The organism is Streptomyces sp. NPDC002265, assembly GCF_040296125.1.
Classification (GTDB): domain Bacteria; phylum Actinomycetota; class Actinomycetes; order Streptomycetales; family Streptomycetaceae; genus Streptomyces.
In genome coordinates, this window is sequence record NZ_JBEOWS010000046.1 from 1 (window position 1) to 14,158 (window position 14,158).

Annotated in this window: 20 protein-coding genes; 16 read left to right on the forward strand and 4 right to left on the reverse strand. The window is 70.0% G+C overall.

The genetic code is table 11. The features are described from left to right. Nucleotides 1-215 precede the first annotated feature (215 nt). The 6 genes from ABT085_RS11285 (at nucleotide 216) to ABT085_RS11310 (ending at nucleotide 3,323) form a co-directional block, all read left to right on the forward strand. On the forward strand, nucleotides 216-953 hold the full coding sequence (locus ABT085_RS11285; protein WP_351604674.1) for an LmeA family phospholipid-binding protein: 738 nt from the start codon (nucleotides 216-218) through the stop codon (nucleotides 951-953). A gap of 220 nt (nucleotides 954-1,173) precedes the next feature. Continuing rightward, complete coding sequence (locus tag ABT085_RS11290) at nucleotides 1,174-1,254, forward strand: Ms5788A family Cys-rich leader peptide (protein WP_350751515.1); 81 nt, start codon at nucleotides 1,174-1,176, stop codon at nucleotides 1,252-1,254. Between the two features lie 117 nt (nucleotides 1,255-1,371). Continuing rightward, nucleotides 1,372-2,214: a sulfurtransferase gene (locus ABT085_RS11295; protein WP_351604676.1), complete on the forward strand. Its 843-nt coding sequence runs from the start codon at nucleotides 1,372-1,374 to the stop codon at nucleotides 2,212-2,214. Nucleotides 2,215-2,256: 42 nt separating this feature from the next. Further along, nucleotides 2,257-2,544, forward strand: coding sequence for a DUF1416 domain-containing protein (locus ABT085_RS11300; protein WP_152885624.1), 288 nt, complete (start codon nucleotides 2,257-2,259; stop codon nucleotides 2,542-2,544). A gap of 103 nt (nucleotides 2,545-2,647) precedes the next feature. Next, complete coding sequence (locus tag ABT085_RS11305; RefSeq protein ID WP_351604678.1) at nucleotides 2,648-2,908, forward strand: DUF3099 domain-containing protein; 261 nt, start codon at nucleotides 2,648-2,650, stop codon at nucleotides 2,906-2,908. Nucleotides 2,909-2,945: 37 nt separating this feature from the next. Then, on the forward strand, nucleotides 2,946-3,323 hold the full coding sequence (locus ABT085_RS11310) for a VOC family protein (RefSeq protein ID WP_351604680.1): 378 nt from the start codon (nucleotides 2,946-2,948) through the stop codon (nucleotides 3,321-3,323). 40 nt (nucleotides 3,324-3,363) lie between these two features. Here ABT085_RS11310 and ABT085_RS11315 read toward each other — a convergent pair whose 3' ends face one another. Then, complete coding sequence (locus ABT085_RS11315) at nucleotides 3,364-3,726, reverse strand: DsrE family protein (RefSeq protein ID WP_351604682.1); 363 nt, start codon at nucleotides 3,724-3,726, stop codon at nucleotides 3,364-3,366. A gap of 132 nt (nucleotides 3,727-3,858) precedes the next feature. Between ABT085_RS11315 and ABT085_RS11320 the strand changes: the two genes are divergently transcribed. The 6 genes from ABT085_RS11320 to ygfZ all read left to right on the forward strand — a co-directional run bounded on the left by ABT085_RS11320 (nucleotide 3,859) and on the right by ygfZ (nucleotide 8,795). Next, nucleotides 3,859-4,749: a hypothetical protein gene (locus tag ABT085_RS11320; protein WP_351604684.1), complete on the forward strand. Its 891-nt coding sequence runs from the start codon at nucleotides 3,859-3,861 to the stop codon at nucleotides 4,747-4,749. Next, nucleotides 4,746-5,612, forward strand: a complete 867-nt coding sequence (locus ABT085_RS11325) for a hypothetical protein (RefSeq protein ID WP_351604686.1) — start codon at nucleotides 4,746-4,748, stop codon at nucleotides 5,610-5,612. Before ABT085_RS11320 ends, ABT085_RS11325 begins: the two co-directional genes overlap by 4 nt. Beyond that, nucleotides 5,609-6,556, forward strand: a complete 948-nt coding sequence (locus ABT085_RS11330) for a hypothetical protein (RefSeq protein ID WP_351604688.1) — start codon at nucleotides 5,609-5,611, stop codon at nucleotides 6,554-6,556. Before ABT085_RS11325 ends, ABT085_RS11330 begins: the two co-directional genes overlap by 4 nt. Before the next feature lie 222 nt (nucleotides 6,557-6,778). Next, nucleotides 6,779-7,354 (forward strand): heme-binding beta-barrel domain-containing protein, encoded by a 576-nt coding sequence (locus ABT085_RS11335; protein WP_351604690.1) that lies wholly within the window; start codon nucleotides 6,779-6,781, stop codon nucleotides 7,352-7,354. 18 nt (nucleotides 7,355-7,372) lie between these two features. Further along, nucleotides 7,373-7,819 carry a Fur family transcriptional regulator gene (locus tag ABT085_RS11340; RefSeq protein ID WP_351604692.1) on the forward strand — a complete coding sequence of 149 codons (447 nt, stop codon included), beginning with the start codon at nucleotides 7,373-7,375 and terminating at the stop codon, nucleotides 7,817-7,819. A gap of 10 nt (nucleotides 7,820-7,829) precedes the next feature. Then, nucleotides 7,830-8,795, forward strand: a complete 966-nt coding sequence (ygfZ, locus tag ABT085_RS11345) for a CAF17-like 4Fe-4S cluster assembly/insertion protein YgfZ (RefSeq protein WP_351604694.1) — start codon at nucleotides 7,830-7,832, stop codon at nucleotides 8,793-8,795. A gap of 6 nt (nucleotides 8,796-8,801) precedes the next feature. On the opposite strand, the gene dtd is transcribed toward ygfZ, so the two are convergent. After that, on the reverse strand, nucleotides 8,802-9,227 hold the full coding sequence (dtd, locus tag ABT085_RS11350; RefSeq protein ID WP_351604696.1) for a D-aminoacyl-tRNA deacylase: 426 nt from the start codon (nucleotides 9,225-9,227) through the stop codon (nucleotides 8,802-8,804). A 207-nt stretch (nucleotides 9,228-9,434) separates the two neighbouring features. On the opposite strand from dtd, the gene ABT085_RS11355 reads away from it, so the two are divergent. Then, nucleotides 9,435-10,025, forward strand: a complete 591-nt coding sequence (locus ABT085_RS11355) for an RsiG family protein (protein ID WP_351604698.1) — start codon at nucleotides 9,435-9,437, stop codon at nucleotides 10,023-10,025. 54 nt (nucleotides 10,026-10,079) lie between these two features. Then, nucleotides 10,080-11,336: a GNAT family N-acetyltransferase gene (locus tag ABT085_RS11360; protein WP_351604700.1), complete on the forward strand. Its 1,257-nt coding sequence runs from the start codon at nucleotides 10,080-10,082 to the stop codon at nucleotides 11,334-11,336. A 147-nt stretch (nucleotides 11,337-11,483) separates the two neighbouring features. Here the strand turns inward: ABT085_RS11360 and ABT085_RS11365 are convergent, their stop codons facing one another. Further along, nucleotides 11,484-11,669 (reverse strand): hypothetical protein, encoded by a 186-nt coding sequence (locus ABT085_RS11365; RefSeq protein ID WP_351604702.1) that lies wholly within the window; start codon nucleotides 11,667-11,669, stop codon nucleotides 11,484-11,486. A 156-nt stretch (nucleotides 11,670-11,825) separates the two neighbouring features. Here ABT085_RS11365 and ABT085_RS11370 point away from each other — a divergent pair, with 156 nt between their 5' ends. Continuing rightward, a complete protein-coding gene (locus tag ABT085_RS11370; protein WP_351604704.1) occupies nucleotides 11,826-12,740 on the forward strand; it encodes a winged helix-turn-helix domain-containing protein in 915 nt (304 codons plus the stop codon). A 35-nt stretch (nucleotides 12,741-12,775) separates the two neighbouring features. Here the strand turns inward: ABT085_RS11370 and ABT085_RS11375 are convergent, their stop codons facing one another. Then, nucleotides 12,776-12,967 (reverse strand): hypothetical protein, encoded by a 192-nt coding sequence (locus ABT085_RS11375; protein WP_351604706.1) that lies wholly within the window; start codon nucleotides 12,965-12,967, stop codon nucleotides 12,776-12,778. Between the two features lie 277 nt (nucleotides 12,968-13,244). Here ABT085_RS11375 and ABT085_RS11380 point away from each other — a divergent pair, with 277 nt between their 5' ends. Then, a complete protein-coding gene (locus tag ABT085_RS11380) occupies nucleotides 13,245-14,120 on the forward strand; it encodes a GntR family transcriptional regulator (RefSeq protein ID WP_351604708.1) in 876 nt (291 codons plus the stop codon). Nucleotides 14,121-14,158 lie beyond the last annotated feature (38 nt).

Below are 14,158 nucleotides of genomic sequence, written 5' to 3' on the forward strand. Positions count from 1 at the left end.
TCGAACGCCAGCCCCGAGGTGTGGGCGAGCAGATGACGGACCGTCGAGCCCGCGGGTCAGGCTGTCTCCCGGCCGCCCCCGGGCCGTTTCCGCAGGAAGCTGCGGTGCCCGTGGCATGTCACAGGTGATCGACAATTCCGCGACGGTCCCACGTGCCGGGGCTACCGTGACTGTCGTCCTGGCTGACCGACCGTCAAGGTGGGGGAGAACACCGAATGCGTGCGCTGCGAATACTTCTGATCCTCGTCGTGATCCTGGGCGTGCTCTTCGTCGTCGTGGACCGGGTCGCCGCGCACTTCGCCGAGGGCGAGGTGGCGGACAAGCTGAGAACGAGCGAGGGACTGGCCGGCACCCCGGACGTCTCCATCAAGGGCTTCCCGTTCCTCACCCAGGTCGCGGGCGGTGAGCTGGACGATGTCGAGATCGGCATCAAGGACTACGACGCGGCCGCGGGCAACGGCGCCGGGAAGATCCGTATCGACGATCTGAAGGCACACATGAAGGGTGTCGCCTTCTCGGGCGACTACAGCTCCGCCACCGCGGCCACCGCCACCGGCACCGCGACGATCTCCTACGAGGAGCTGCTCAAGGCCGCCAAGTCCGAGCCCACCGACGTGGGGCCCGGGGTGAGCGCCCAGGTCGTGGGCCTGTCCGACGGCGGCAACGGCAAGATCAAGGTGATGGTCGACGCGACCGTCCTCGGCGTCAAGCTGCCCCGCCCGGTGCCCGTGCTCAGCACGGTCACGGTCAAGGGCGACAGCGTGCAGGTGCGCGCGGACTCGATGCCCGGCCAGCTCGGCGCCGGTGTCGCCGAGAAGTCGGTCCGCTCGATCACCGACTTCCAGCAGGCCATCCAGGACCTGCCGGGCGGTGTCCGGCTGGACAAGGTCGAGCCGACGGGCGAAGGGGTGGAGATCTCGGTGCAGGGTTCGAACGTCAGGCTGGCCGGGTAGGACGACGTCAGTCAGGCGTCAGCCGGACGTCAGGCGGACGTCAGCGGTCCGACAGGCGAGACGCCTCGGTCCGCGGGGTAGGCGCGGCAGCACACGCAGGCGCCCGGAAGCCGTGTCACGGCGGTCCGGGCGCCTTTCTCGTCCTACAATGTGGACGATCGCGTCTCAAAATACGACACGCCGGTGACATGCCGGGCCGTCCGTCCCTACGATCGAGTCCATGAAGCGACAGGCGGACCTCACGAAGCGGCGGGCAGTAGACCTGTGCCGCGTCGCCGCCATGCTCTGTCGCCCCTTCTGAGCGGAAGCACCGACTTCCACATCCCCCTGCCCTGGCCTGGGCATCCGTGCGCCCCATCCGTGTGTGCGCACCCCTCTCACTTGCACGCCCGCCGCAACTGCCCGGAGGAGAAAGAGCATGAGCCGCCGCAGCGAGGTCCTGGTCGACGCCGACTGGGTCCAGGAACACCTGGACGACCCGAGCATCGCCATCGTCGAGGTCGACGAGGACACGTCCGCGTACGAGAAGAACCACATCAGGAACGCGATCCGGATCGACTGGACCAAGGACCTCCAGGACCCGGTCCGCCGTGACTTCGTCGACCAGGACGGCTTCGAGAAGCTCCTGTCGGCCAAGGGCATCGCCAACGACACGCTGGTGATCCTCTACGGCGGCAACAACAACTGGTTCGCGTCCTACGCCTACTGGTACTTCAAGCTGTACGGCCACGAGAACGTCAAGCTCCTCGACGGCGGCCGCAAGAAGTGGGAGCTGGACGCCCGCGAGCTGGTCTCGGAGGTGCCCGAGCGCACCGAGACCTCCTACCAGGCCAAGCCCCAGAACAAGGCCATCCGCGCCTTCCGCGACGACGTCGTGGCTGCCATCGGCACGCAGAACCTGGTCGACGTCCGCTCGCCCGACGAGTTCTCCGGCAAGCTGCTCGCCCCGGCGCACCTGCCGCAGGAGCAGTCGCAGCGCCCGGGCCACGTCCCGACCGCCCGCAACATCCCGTGGTCGAAGAACGCCAACGACGACGGCACCTTCAAGTCGGACGACGCCCTCAAGGAGCTGTACGCCGACGAGCAGGTGGACCTGGCCAAGGACACCATCGCCTACTGCCGGATCGGTGAGCGCTCGGCCCTGACCTGGTTCGTCCTGCACGAGCTGCTCGGTGTCGAGAACGTCAAGAACTACGACGGCTCGTGGACCGAGTACGGCTCCCTCGTGGGTGTGCCGATCGAGCTCGGCGCCAACAAGTAAGCAATCCGCCCGACCGTTCATCACCCCCTTCAGGAGTACGACATGTGTGGAGCGAAGGCCGGCGGCCCGGACGCCTCGACGATCAAGCCCGGTGAGACCACGATCCAGGGTCAGGTGACGAAGGACGGCGAGCCCGTGGTCGGCTACGTCCGTCTGCTGGACTCGACCGGTGAGTTCACCGCCGAGGTCCCCACCTCGGCCACGGGCCAGTTCCGTTTCTACGCGGCCGAGGGCACCTGGACGCTGCGCGCCCTCGTTCCCGGCGCCAGCGCCGACCGCACGGTCGTCGCCGAGCAGGGCGGCCTCGCCGAGGTCGCGATCGCGGTCTGAGCGACGCGGTGGACCACCGAAGGGCCGCATCCCGCGGGTTGGACGCCTGGGATGCGGCCCTTCGGCATGCGCGGTCCCACGGGCGCGGTCCTACGCTGGAGGTATGTACGCGCGCCGGCGGCACGTCTACTTCGCCATGATGGGGTTCTGCATCGGCCTCTTCGTCCTGGCGTGGGCGGTCGTGCGCCTGTGGTCGATCCCGGCGGCCGTGGGCATGTGCGTGGTCGCCATGGTCATCCCGCCGGTCGCCGCGATGGTGGCGAACCGCCGCGGACCCGAGGACCGCTGGTGGGACGACCCCTCGGGCGACCGCGAGTCCGACGAGTGGTGGGACGAGCTGGACGGGAAGAAGCGGCCCCGGTAGCTGGACGGGAGGATGCCGCCCCGGTAGGAAGACGGGCATGTCACCCGCGAGGCTGTCGACCGTCGTCCTGGACGCGCCCGACGCGCACGAACTGGCCGCCTTCTATCTGGGCCTGCTCGGCTACGAGGTGCGCGCCGACGAACCCGACTGGGTGCTCATCGGCCCGCCGCCGGGTCTGCCGGGTCTCGCCCTGTCCTTCCAGACCGAGCCGGCGTACGTACCGCCCGCCTGGCCCACGCGCGCGCCCGGCGAGCAGCAGATGATGCTGCACCTGGACATCGAGGTCGACGACCTGGAGGCCGAGACGGCACGGGCCGTCGCGGCGGGGGCCACGCCCGCCGCGTACCAGCCGCAGGACGACGTACGGGTGCTCCTCGACCCGGCAGGACACCCGTTCTGCCTGTGGGTGGCGTAGGGCCTGTCCGTCCGCCGCCCCCGGTACAGCCCCCGGTACGTCAGTAGACGAGCGCCTGTGTCTCGTCGCCCAGCGCCTCCTGCACGAACACCTGTGCGCCCGCGATCCGTACGCCCTCGACGACGTCCTTCTCCGTGATGTCCCGGCGGGCCGCGCACTGGGTGCACAGGGTCAGCCGGCCGCCGACCAGGATCGCGTCGATCAGGTCCGGCAGCGGCGCCGCGTGCGGCAGCTCGAACTCGGCCGCCCGCCCGGGCAGCGCGAACCACGAGGACTCGCCGGTCAGCCACAGGGAGACCTCGACCCCGCTGGCCACGGCCACCGCCGCGACCGTGAACGCCTGAGAGCAGCGTTCGGGCGCGTCGGCACCCGCCGTCACCTTGATCACGAGCTTCTTCGCCATGGCTGAATCGTAATCAACTTCCTTACAACTGCCTGCATTCACCATGAGTCTCCTGTGGAGCGCGTATGTGGAATTCGCGCTTCATGCGCTGAAGGGGATGTTGTGGAAGATCCCGAAAGAGCCGAAGAGGCAGTGAGCGGTGCAGGGGCCGCCGGGGTGGCGGAGACGGCAGTGGCGGAGACGACGGCCGGGACGGCCGAAGAGACGGAAGCAGCAGAGGCGGCAGAGGCAGCAGAAGAGACGGAAGCCGCGGAAGCCGCGGGGGAGGCGGACGCGGCGGACGCGGCGGAAGCTGTGGCGGACGCCGGATCGCCTCGTCCCCGCCGTCGTGGGCGCACGACGGCGATGATCGCCGGGGCCGCGGTGCTCGGTACCGTCGCCGGTACCTGCGTGGGTTATCTCGTCCAGGCGGACCGCGCCCCCACCGCGCTGCCCTCGCTCTCCCAGGCCGTGGTCAAGCAGGCCGGGGGCGAGGTCGAACCGCTGTCCGCGGCGCAGGACCGCAAGGTGAAGATGGACGGAGACCTGCGCAAGCTGCTGCTCGACCGGCCCAAGGGGACGAAGGAGATCCCGATGGGCGATGAGGGCTGGGAGAGCCTGGCCGAGTACGCGGAGCGGTACGACAAGCCGGCCAACGCGTTCAGCAATCTCGCCGAGGACGAGTTCCGGCGCTCGGCCGGGATCTCCTGGCGGTCGGGCAGTACGTACAACGTCGAGATCGTGCTCACGCAGTTCCGGCAGGAGAGCAAGGCGGCGGCGTCCGAGTGGTCCGACAACGGCCACTACTGGGCCGAGAAGGAAGGCCACACCCGTGACTGGCCCATCCCCGGTACCGGGGACGGGAACGGCACGGTGTACGTCCATGACACACCCGACCGGAAGCCCGGCTACCTCCCGTTCTACACGGCGGAAGCGCATGCCTGGCGCGGCGACGTCTACATGGAGATCTGGATCAACGACAGCAAGCCGATCCCCAAGGCGAAGATCATGGACCTGGCCGAGCGGCAGGTGGGCAAGCTGTGAGCGAGAACCCCGAGAAGTCCGGCACTCCTGAGACCTCCGAGGCGGTCGAAGGCACTCTCGGCGAGACGGCCGTCGGCTCCGTGGCCGGGAAGGCCGCTCGCAGGGTCCGCCCCGGCCGCATCGCCGCCGTCGCCGGCTCAGTGCTGCTGGCCTGCGCGCTCGTCGGCGGGGTCGGGTACACCGTGGTGACCGTCCAGGACGCCGACCGCGACCCCGGCAAGCCCACCTGGAAGAACCCGGCGCCGGCCGCGGGCGACGACAAGGACGCCAAGGGCGGCGGGAGCGGCAAGTCCGGGGCGGGGCTGAGTGCTCTGTTCCTGCCCTTCGGAACCGACGACTACCAGCCCGGACCCGACAACGGGAAGTTCGGTTACGACGCCGAGTTCGGCGAGGCGCAGGCCAACGCCCTGCGCAAGGAGTCGATCAAGGGTCTGCCCAGCGCCACCCGCCGGGAGCTGGAGAAGGCGATCGACAGGGAGCGGATCCAGGGCACGGCGATGCGGAGCTATGTCCGCCTGCGGGCCTTTTCCAGCGACTGGCACACGTTCACGATCGACGTCACCCTGTCGCGGCTGGCGAACCCTGACGCCGTACGCCGGCAGGTGACTTCCTTCAACACCTTCCTCGGCGCCACGGACGTCTTCCGCAAGGGCCCCAAGATCGCGGGTCACAAGGACGCGGGGTGCTACCTGACCCCCAAGGGCAAGGGCGAGGACCTGGGGCGCGCGTTCTGCGCCGGGTACGTGGGAGACGTGGTGGTCAACGCCACCGTGGTCAGCCAGGACCCGATCCCGGGGAAGCCCGTCGCCGAGTTCTTCACCGCGCAACTCGACCGTATCGACGACCCGGGACAGGCCGTATGACCGAGCAACCGCAGGCTCCCGAGGCGACCGACGAGCAGGCCGCCGTGGCCGCCGGGACGTCGGCCGAGGTCACCCCCGAGGCGACCGCAGAGCAGGTCCCGGTCCGGCAGGACGTCACCGAGGCGTCCCCCGCGGAGGAATCCCCGGCCGCCGTGCCGGTCGCCGACCTGCCCGCCGTCCCGAAGGACCGCCGTGTACTGCGGGCCGTCCTGCGCTGGACCGCCGTGATCACGGTCTTCGCGGCGTTCGGAGCGGGCACGGCGTACGGGATCACGAGCATGGAGCGCACCGACGTACCCGGTCTCGCCACCGCGTCGGACGGCCGCTGGGCATACCCCGAGATCACCCGGCCACCGCTGCCGTCGGGCAGTCCGCACCCGGAGGACCCCAAGAACTGGGCCCGTGCCCACTACGCGGACCTGCGGGGTCTGGTGCTGCCCGCACCCGCGGGGGCGACGGAGGACAAGGCCCTGCGCGGCACCGACGGCTGGCTGCCGACGAAGGACTTCCTGGCGGTGTTCGGGGCGAGCAAGGACCGCGACGAGGCCGGTCAGTTGCTGACCGACAACGGACTGCGGCACGTGGCTGCCCGCGGCTGGACCACTGAGGACGGCACACACACCGCCGTCTACCTGCTCCAGTTCGACACGGGTACGACGGCTGACACCGTCTCCGGGAGGTTCACCGAGTACGACGGCCCCCGGTTCGCCGCCCGCGGCACCGAAAAGGTGCAGTTCGACGGGGCCTACCCGGAGGCCGCCTACATCACCGGCGTCTCGCGCAACGTCTACGACGAGGTCAAGCCCTACGGCGCGGAGCAGGTACGGCAGGCCTACCTGAGCGTAGGGGACGTCATCGCAGTGATCGTCCAGTCCCGCAAGGGAACCGCCGCCGCCGTCCCCTTCCAGCAGACCGTCGCCCTGCAGAGCGAACTGCTCGGCTGACCCGCAGGGCGTACCTCACGGAGAGGGCCGGGGCCCAGCCGCGTAAGCTGGGTCCCGGCCTTGTCTACGTGCGCAACCACGCTCATCCCAAGGAGCATCCGTGGAGATCTTCTTCGAAACCCTGCTGGTCCTGGTCTGCCTCGGCGTCCTCGCCTTCGCGGGGCTGACCGTGAAGAAGCTGTACCAGGGCCAGCGCTGATCAACCTCTAGGGACTGCCACTCATGATCGAGATCCCGTCCGACCTGCACAAGGACCTCGTCCCGCTCGCCTTCCTGCTCGGCTCCTGGGCCGGTGCGGGCGTGCACGACTTCCCCGGTTCCGAGAAGTGCAACTTCGGCCAGGAGGTCACCTTCACGCACGACGGCCGGGACTTCCTGGAGTACCACTCCCACACGTGGGTCCTGGACAACGACGGGAACAAGGTCAGCCCCCTGGAGTCGGAGTCCGGCTTCTGGCGTATCGACGCCGACCGCAAGGTCGAGGTCACGATGACCCGCGACGACGGCGTCATCGAGATCTGGTACGGCGAACTCGCCGACAAGAAGCCGCAGATCGACCTGGTCACGGACGCGGTGGCGCGGACCGCCGCCTCCCGTCCGTACACCGGCGGCAAGCGCCTGTACGGCTACGTCAAGAGCGACCTCATGTGGGTCGGCGAGAAGCAGACCCCCGAGGTCGAGCTGCGCCCCTACATGTCCGCCCACCTGAAGAAGGCCGTCACCCCGGAGGAGGTCGAACGCTGGGCCAAGGCCCTGCCGGACGACATGCCGGACGACGGGATCGCCTTCTTCAAGTAGTCTCCTAGACTTTCCTGTGTGGTGAGCACCGGAAGTACGGACTGGAAGAGCGACCTCAGGCAGCGTGGCTACCGGCTGACGCCGCAGCGGCAGCTCGTGCTCGAAGCCGTGGACACCCTGGAGCACGCGACCCCCGACGAAATCCTCGTGGAAGTGAGGAAGACGGCGTCGGGGGTCAACATTTCCACGGTCTACCGGACCCTGGAGCTCCTGGAGGAGCTCGAGCTGGTCAGCCACGCGCATCTCGGGCACGGCGCGCCGACGTACCACCTCGCCGACCGGCACCACCACATCCACCTGGTCTGCCGTGACTGCCAGAACGTCATCGAGGCGGACGTCGAGGTGGCCGCCGACTTCACCGCCAAACTGCGCGACACCTTCGGGTTCGACACCGACATGAAGCACTTCGCGATCTTCGGCCGGTGCAAGGACTGCACGCTCAAGAGTTCAATTACCAAGTCGTAGGCTTGTGCCCATGAAGAGCCCTCTGCTGTCCCTGCCCGGCGCGGTCCCCGCCGAGGGTGTGGACGAAGGCGTCGCCGCCCACTACGGCGACCTGTTCCGCGAGCAGCGCGCCCTCGCCGACGGCACCGGATGCGTCGACCTCTCGCACCGCGGGGTCGTCGCCGTCACCGGCGAGGACCGGCTGAGCTGGCTGCACCTGCTGCTCACCCAGCACGTCAGCGAGCTGCCGGCCGGCGAGGCCACCGAGGCGCTGATCCTGTCCGCGCACGGCCACATCGAACACGCCCTGTACCTGGTGGACGACGGCACGACCGCCTGGGCCCATGTGGAGCCCGGCACCCAGGACGAGCTGATCGCGTACCTGGAGTCGATGAAGTTCTTCTACCGGGTGGAGGTCGCCGACCGGACCGCCGACCTCGCGGTCGTGCACCTGCCGGCCGGTTCGATCACCGAGGTGCCGCAGGACGTCGTCGTACGCGAGACGGCGTACGGCCGTGATCTCTTCCTGCCGCGCGCGCAGCTGGAGGAGTACATGGCGAAGGCCGGCCCGCCGGTCGGACTGCTCGCCTACGAGGCGCTGCGCGTCGAGCACCACCAGCCGCGGCTGGGCTTCGAGACCGACCACCGCACCATCCCGCACGAGCTGGGCTGGATCGGCACCGCGGTCCACCTCCAGAAGGGCTGCTACCGGGGCCAGGAGACGGTCGCCCGGGTCCAGAACCTGGGCAAGCCCCCGCGCCGCCTGGTCTTCCTGCACCTCGACGGCAGCGAGGTCCACCTGCCCGCCCACGGCACGGAGCTGCGGGTCGCGGACGAGGGCCCCGACGGCCGGAAGATCGGCTTCGTCACGACGTCCGTACGCCACCACGAGCTCGGCCCGATCGCCCTCGCGCTGGTGAAGCGGAACGTACCGGTGGACGCGCGGCTGCTGGCGGGGGAGACGGCGGCGGCGCAGGAAGTCGTCGTCGAGCCGTAGAAGGCCCTAGATCTCCAGCAGGACGGTGAACGGGCCGTCGTTGGTCAGCGACACCCGCATCTGCGCGCCGAACCGGCCCGTCTCCACCGTCGCGCCCAGGGAGCGCAGCTGGGCGACCACCTCGTCGACGAGCGGCTCGGCGACCTCGCCGGGGGCGGCCGCGTTCCAGGTGGGGCGGCGGCCCTTGCGGGCGTCGCCGTACAGGGTGAACTGGCTGATCACCAGGAGCGGCGCGGCGATGTCGCTGCACGACTTCTCGTCCTGGAGCATCCGGATCGACCACAGCTTGCGGGCGAGCTGGGCCGCCTTCTCCGGGGTGTCGTCGTGGGTCACCCCGACCAGGACGCACAGTCCCTCGCCGATGATCTCCCCGACCGTCCTGCCGTCGACGACGACGCTCGCGCCGTCCACTCTCTGCACCACTGCACGCATACGCCCATCATGCCGGGCCCGGCGGACGGCCCGACCGACGGCCCGGTGGACGGGCGGTCCGAAGAGCAGTTCGCGCAGGGTTGCTACCAGGTCTTTTTTGATCCGTATACCCCCATCTGGGGCCGATCGGGTGCACTCGTTCCCATAGTGGCCACTTGGGGTGGCACGATGGCGCCACACGCCGGTCGAGGGGACGGGTAGAGGCACATGAGCACACCGAGTACCGGGCTCACCGGACAGTCGTCCACGGCTGCCCCCAGGCCGCCCGCACAGCGCACCGACAGCCCGTGGCAGCCGGCCGAGCACGACCTGGCCGCGCTGAGCCTGGCCGAGCTGCGCACCCTGCGCCGGGACGCCCAGCGCGACGAGGCCGACCTCAGCTACATCCGGCGGCTGCTCCAGGGCCGGATCGACATCCTGCGCGCGGAGCTGGCCCGGCGTGGTCCGGCGTCCCCGGTGGACACCCCGGACGGGGCGTCCGTCTTCGCCCGGCTCCCGGAGATCCTGACCGACGCCCCGGCCCGGCAGCGTTCCTCCGCCCGCCATGTCACGCTGGGCACCCCGCACAGCGAGGAGTACCGGCTGCTCGCCTCGGAGATGCTCGCCGAGGTCGAACTCTCGGACCTGGGCGCCCGCACCGACCCGGAACTGAGCGAGGGGATGGGCCGGCTCGTACGGTACGAGCAGCAGGTCTCCCGTCGGCGGCAGCAGTGGCAGCGGACGGCGGACGACTGCAGTGCGGAGATCGCCCGCCGGTACCGCGAGGGGGAGGCGCAGGTCGACGACCTGCTCGTCTGACATGTCCGGGGAAATGCGCGCGACACTCCCGTGCCGCCCACCTACCGTGACCTCATGACGAGCCGCCCCGCCCTCGACGTCCGTCCGATCACCGAGCCCGAACTCGCCGACTGGCTCCGCGCCCTGAACACCGGCTTCCTGCGCGAGCCGGTCAGTTCGGGCAAACAACTCGCGGGCCGCCGTCAGCAGTTCGTGCCGGGCCGGCTGCTCGGCGCCTTCGACGGCTCCCGCTGCGTCGCCACCTTCCGCTCCTTCGCCCAGGAACTCACGGCCGTCGGCGGCACCCCGGTCCAGGCCGACGCCATCTCCAACGTCACGGTCACCGCCACCCATCGCCGCCGGGGTCTGCTCACCCGGATGATGAGCCAGGACCTGGCGGCGGCGAAGGAGCGCGGCGACGTGGTGGCCACCCTCATCGCGGCCGAGTACCGGATCTACGGCCGCTACGGCTTCGGTCCCGCCACCTCGACGGCCGAGTGGGTCGTCGACACCGCCCGCACCGGCCTCGACCCCCGCGCCACCGTCCCGGACGACGGTGGCCGCATCGACCTGGTGGAGGGCGAGGAGGTGCGCAAGTTCGGCCCCGAGCTGCACGAACGGGTGCGGCGCGGCCAGCCGGGCGCCATCAGCCGCGACGACCTGTGGTGGCGGGTGAACACCGGCGTCGTACGCTTCGACACGTCGTGGACCGAGCCGTTCTACGCCGTGTACCGCTCGGCGGACGGCGAGGTCGAGGGCCTGGTGTCCTACGAGTGCGACACCGTGTGGGACGACGCCAAGCAGCCGCGCGTCACGGCGAGCGTGGACTGGCTGATCGCCTCGACCCCGGCGGCCGAGCGCGCCCTGTGGCGGTACCTGTGCTCGATCGACTGGGTGGCGCGGGTGAAGACGGGCTGGCGGGCCCCGGACGACCTGCTCCCGTTCTTCTTCCCCGACGTCAGGTCGGCCCGGATCACCCGGCAGGCGGACTGGCTGTGGGTGCGGTTGCTGGACGTCGTACGGGCCCTGGAGGCGCGTACCTACGACGGGGCCGGCGAGCTGGTGCTGGAGGTCGTGGACCGGGCCGGGCTGACCGGCGGACGCTACCGGTTGCAGACCGCGGCGGGCGGGGCCGGGGTGTGCACACCGACCCGGGCGGACGCCGATCTCACCCTGGACGTCGCCGAGTTGGCGACCCTGTGGCTGGGCGACGAGTCGGCGGTGCGGCTGGCGGCGCTGGGCCGGGTCCGGGAAGAACGAGCGGGCGCCGCCCGGATGGCCGACGCCCTGCTGCGTACGTCCAGGCGGCCCTGGTGCCCGGACATGTTCTGAGACCTCCTTCCGGCCGACGGCGGTGCTGTGTCGCTGTGATGCGGCAGTGCGGTACCACGCATCCGTAGCTGGTGCTGTTCGGTTGTGGTTGTTGTGCGGTGGTGCAGACGGACCAGGCTCCCGGCTCCCCTCCGGAAGGGAGCCCGGTCAGCCGGACTGGGCGAGCAGCATCACGAGGATGACCGCTCCGACACCGCTGATCGCGGTGTTCCTGGCTTTGAGTCCGACGGTCAGCGCGACGAACGCGATGAGTCCCATCGGCCCGTACCTCCACTGGACGATCTGTTCGAAGCCGATGGCAAGGGCGGCGACGGCGACGGCGACGAGCGGCATGACGGTCTCTCCTTGTCCCCCCTGGCGGCCAACCCGCCATCGGTCTGACCATGTTGCTTAAGTTGGCGACCAACTTCACTGTAGTTATCTCCGCTTGGAAGCGGCTCATAACCACCTTCCCGTGAACTGCCCAAAGATGGCGGGAAGTTGTAGGGTTTGGTCGTGGACCCGGAACCCGCCTCCGCCAGTGGGCGGAAAAGGCCACAGCGGCCACAGGTGACACACCGCGAGGTGGCCGACGTGCTGCGCACCCGGATCAGGTCCGGGGTGCTGCGGCCGGGCCAGCGCATGCCCACCCAGGCCGAGCTGGCCCAGGAGTTCGGGGTCGAGCGCGGGGCCGTGCGGGAGGCGCTGCGGATCCTCCAGACGGAGCGGCTGCTCACCAACATCTCCAAGGGCAGTCCGGCGACCGTCGCCTCCGACCTGGGCCTCGGCAGGGCGCCGACCGGCCCGGAGGTCCCGCCGCAGCCCACCATGGTGGCCCTCGGGCCGCGTGTCGCGGGCGCCTTCGCGGCCCCGCACGTCTCGATCGACGCGCTCTGCCTGACCTCGGTCTCCCTCACCCTCGCCATGAGCGAGCCGCTGCGCCGGATCCACGAGGGGCGTATAGAACCGGCCAAGGTCGACGTGCGGATCCTGCTGCCGAGCCGGAACATCGACCTGGCCTTCCCGGCGCCGGTCGACCGCTCGGAGCCCGAGCGCCTGCAACGCCGCTGGCTGGCCCAGCGCAACGCGCAGGGGCAGGTGCTCCGGCACAACCTGCTGGCCCTGCGCTCCACGCACGGCATCGACGTCCGGGTGACCTTCCGCGCGCTGCCCTTCACGCCGCCGGTCAAGCTCTACCTCCTCAACGGGGTGGAGGCCCTGTTCGCCTACTACACGCTGGTGCGCCGGGAGGAGGAGATCGACCACGAGCCGCTGGAGATGTACGACGCCGAGGGCACCCGGTCGATGCTGTTCGGCTTCGAGCGGGGCGTGGGGCTGCGGGACACGACGTTCGTGGAGCAGTCGCACCTGTGGTTCAACGCACTGTGGGAGACGATCAGTTCGGAGCTGGAGCTCACGGACTGACGTCTCCCACGACAGGCGGTCAGGGCGGCGCAGCGTCACACGGCGGGCCTGGTGACCAGGGCGGCGAGCATGACGGCCCCGATGGAGCTGACGGTCGGGTTCCTGGCCCTGATGCCGATGGAGAGCAGCAGCAGGCCGATGACGCCGGCGGCGCCGTATTTCCACTGGACGGTCTGTTCCAGGCCTACGCCGAGGACGGTGGTCAGGAGAGCGAGAGCGGCGGGCACGGTGGTTCCCCCTTCGGGCTGCCGGACGGGACAGGGCGGGACGGAACGTGGTGGTGCGGAACATGGCGGTGCGGGTCGGAGCACTGCGGTGCGGGGCGGGACGGTGCGGGTCGGGCCAGGCGCGGGCGGCCGGAGGCCGAAGGCTGGTCGAGAGGAAGCAAACCTTCCGCCAACTCGGATAAGTTGGCAGCCAACTCCAAGGAATTAGTCCCCACTTGGCAGCCAGTCGTAAACAACTCTCAAACAACTCCCGGTAGATGGATCTAAGTTGTAGCGTTTGGTCGTGGCTCAGGAGAACGTGGCAGTGAACGGCGGCAGGAGATCGGCGCAGGACGTCGCCGACGTCCTGCGGGAACGCATCCGCGTCGGAGAGCTCAAGGCGGGCGACCGGCTGCCCACCCAGGCCGAGCTCGCCGAGGAGTTCGAGGTCGAGCGCGGCGCCGTGCGCCAGGCGCTGCGCGCACTCCAGGACGACGGTCTGCTCAGCAACGTGAGCAAGGGCAGCCCGCCGCGGATCGCGGAACCGGCACCGGCCGACCACCGGCCGCAGCCGACGATGGTCGGCCTGGCCCCCCGGCTCACGGAGGCGTTCAAGGCCAGGCACGTGCGGATCGACGCGGCCTGCCTCACGGCCGAGAGCCTGATGATGGCCCTGGGCGAGCCGTTGCGCCTGATCCACGGGGACCACGTCCGGCCCGAGTCGATCGACGTGCGGATCCTGCTGCCGAGCCGGAACATCGACCTGGCCTTCCCGATCCCGGTCGACGGGCGCGGGGACGACGACCCGGTCCACCAGCGGTGGCTGGCGATGCGCAACGCCCAGGGACAGGTCCTGCGGCACAACCTGCGCTCGCTGCGCTCCTCCCACGGCATCGAGGTGAATGTCACCTTCCGCGCCCTGCCCTTCACCCCGCCGGTGAAGCTGTACCTGCTCAACGGGACGGAGGCGCTGATGGCGTACTACATGATCAAGCTCCGGGAGGAGACCACCGAGAGCGGGACCATGGACATGTACGACGTGCTGGGCTCCGAGTCCGTGCTGTTCTCCTTCGAGCGGGGCGCGGGGGAGCGGGACGCCGCGTTCGTGGAGCAGTCCCGGAAATGGTTCGACGCACTCTGGGAAACCATCACTACGGACCTGACCCTCAGCTGACTGGGGTCGCAGGCGCCCCGCGGGGTCACTCGGGGCAC

Excerpts from the sequence above, each read along its gene's own strand:
- ABT085_RS11330 (WP_351604688.1), top strand. The coding sequence starts at position 5,609 with ATGACCGAGCAACCGCAGGCTCCCGAGGCGACCGACGAGCAGGCCGCC.
- ABT085_RS11335 (WP_351604690.1), top strand. The coding sequence starts at position 6,779 with ATGATCGAGATCCCGTCCGACCTGCACAAGGACCTCGTCCCGCTCGCC.
- dtd (WP_351604696.1), bottom strand. The coding sequence starts at position 9,227 with ATGCGTGCAGTGGTGCAGAGAGTGGACGGCGCGAGCGTCGTCGTCGAC.
- ABT085_RS11365 (WP_351604702.1), bottom strand. The coding sequence starts at position 11,669 with ATGCCGCTCGTCGCCGTCGCCGTCGCCGCCCTTGCCATCGGCTTCGAA.
- ABT085_RS11360 (WP_351604700.1), top strand. The coding sequence starts at position 10,080 with ATGACGAGCCGCCCCGCCCTCGACGTCCGTCCGATCACCGAGCCCGAA.
- ABT085_RS11315 (WP_351604682.1), bottom strand. The coding sequence starts at position 3,726 with ATGGCGAAGAAGCTCGTGATCAAGGTGACGGCGGGTGCCGACGCGCCC.
- ABT085_RS11300 (WP_152885624.1), top strand. The coding sequence starts at position 2,257 with ATGTGTGGAGCGAAGGCCGGCGGCCCGGACGCCTCGACGATCAAGCCC.
- ABT085_RS11355 (WP_351604698.1), top strand. The coding sequence starts at position 9,435 with ATGAGCACACCGAGTACCGGGCTCACCGGACAGTCGTCCACGGCTGCC.
- ygfZ (WP_351604694.1), top strand. The coding sequence starts at position 7,830 with ATGAAGAGCCCTCTGCTGTCCCTGCCCGGCGCGGTCCCCGCCGAGGGT.
- ABT085_RS11290 (WP_350751515.1), top strand. The coding sequence starts at position 1,174 with ATGAAGCGACAGGCGGACCTCACGAAGCGGCGGGCAGTAGACCTGTGC.
- ABT085_RS11310 (WP_351604680.1), top strand. The coding sequence starts at position 2,946 with ATGTCACCCGCGAGGCTGTCGACCGTCGTCCTGGACGCGCCCGACGCG.
- ABT085_RS11295 (WP_351604676.1), top strand. The coding sequence starts at position 1,372 with ATGAGCCGCCGCAGCGAGGTCCTGGTCGACGCCGACTGGGTCCAGGAA.
- ABT085_RS11305 (WP_351604678.1), top strand. The coding sequence starts at position 2,648 with ATGTACGCGCGCCGGCGGCACGTCTACTTCGCCATGATGGGGTTCTGC.
- ABT085_RS11285 (WP_351604674.1), top strand. The coding sequence starts at position 216 with ATGCGTGCGCTGCGAATACTTCTGATCCTCGTCGTGATCCTGGGCGTG.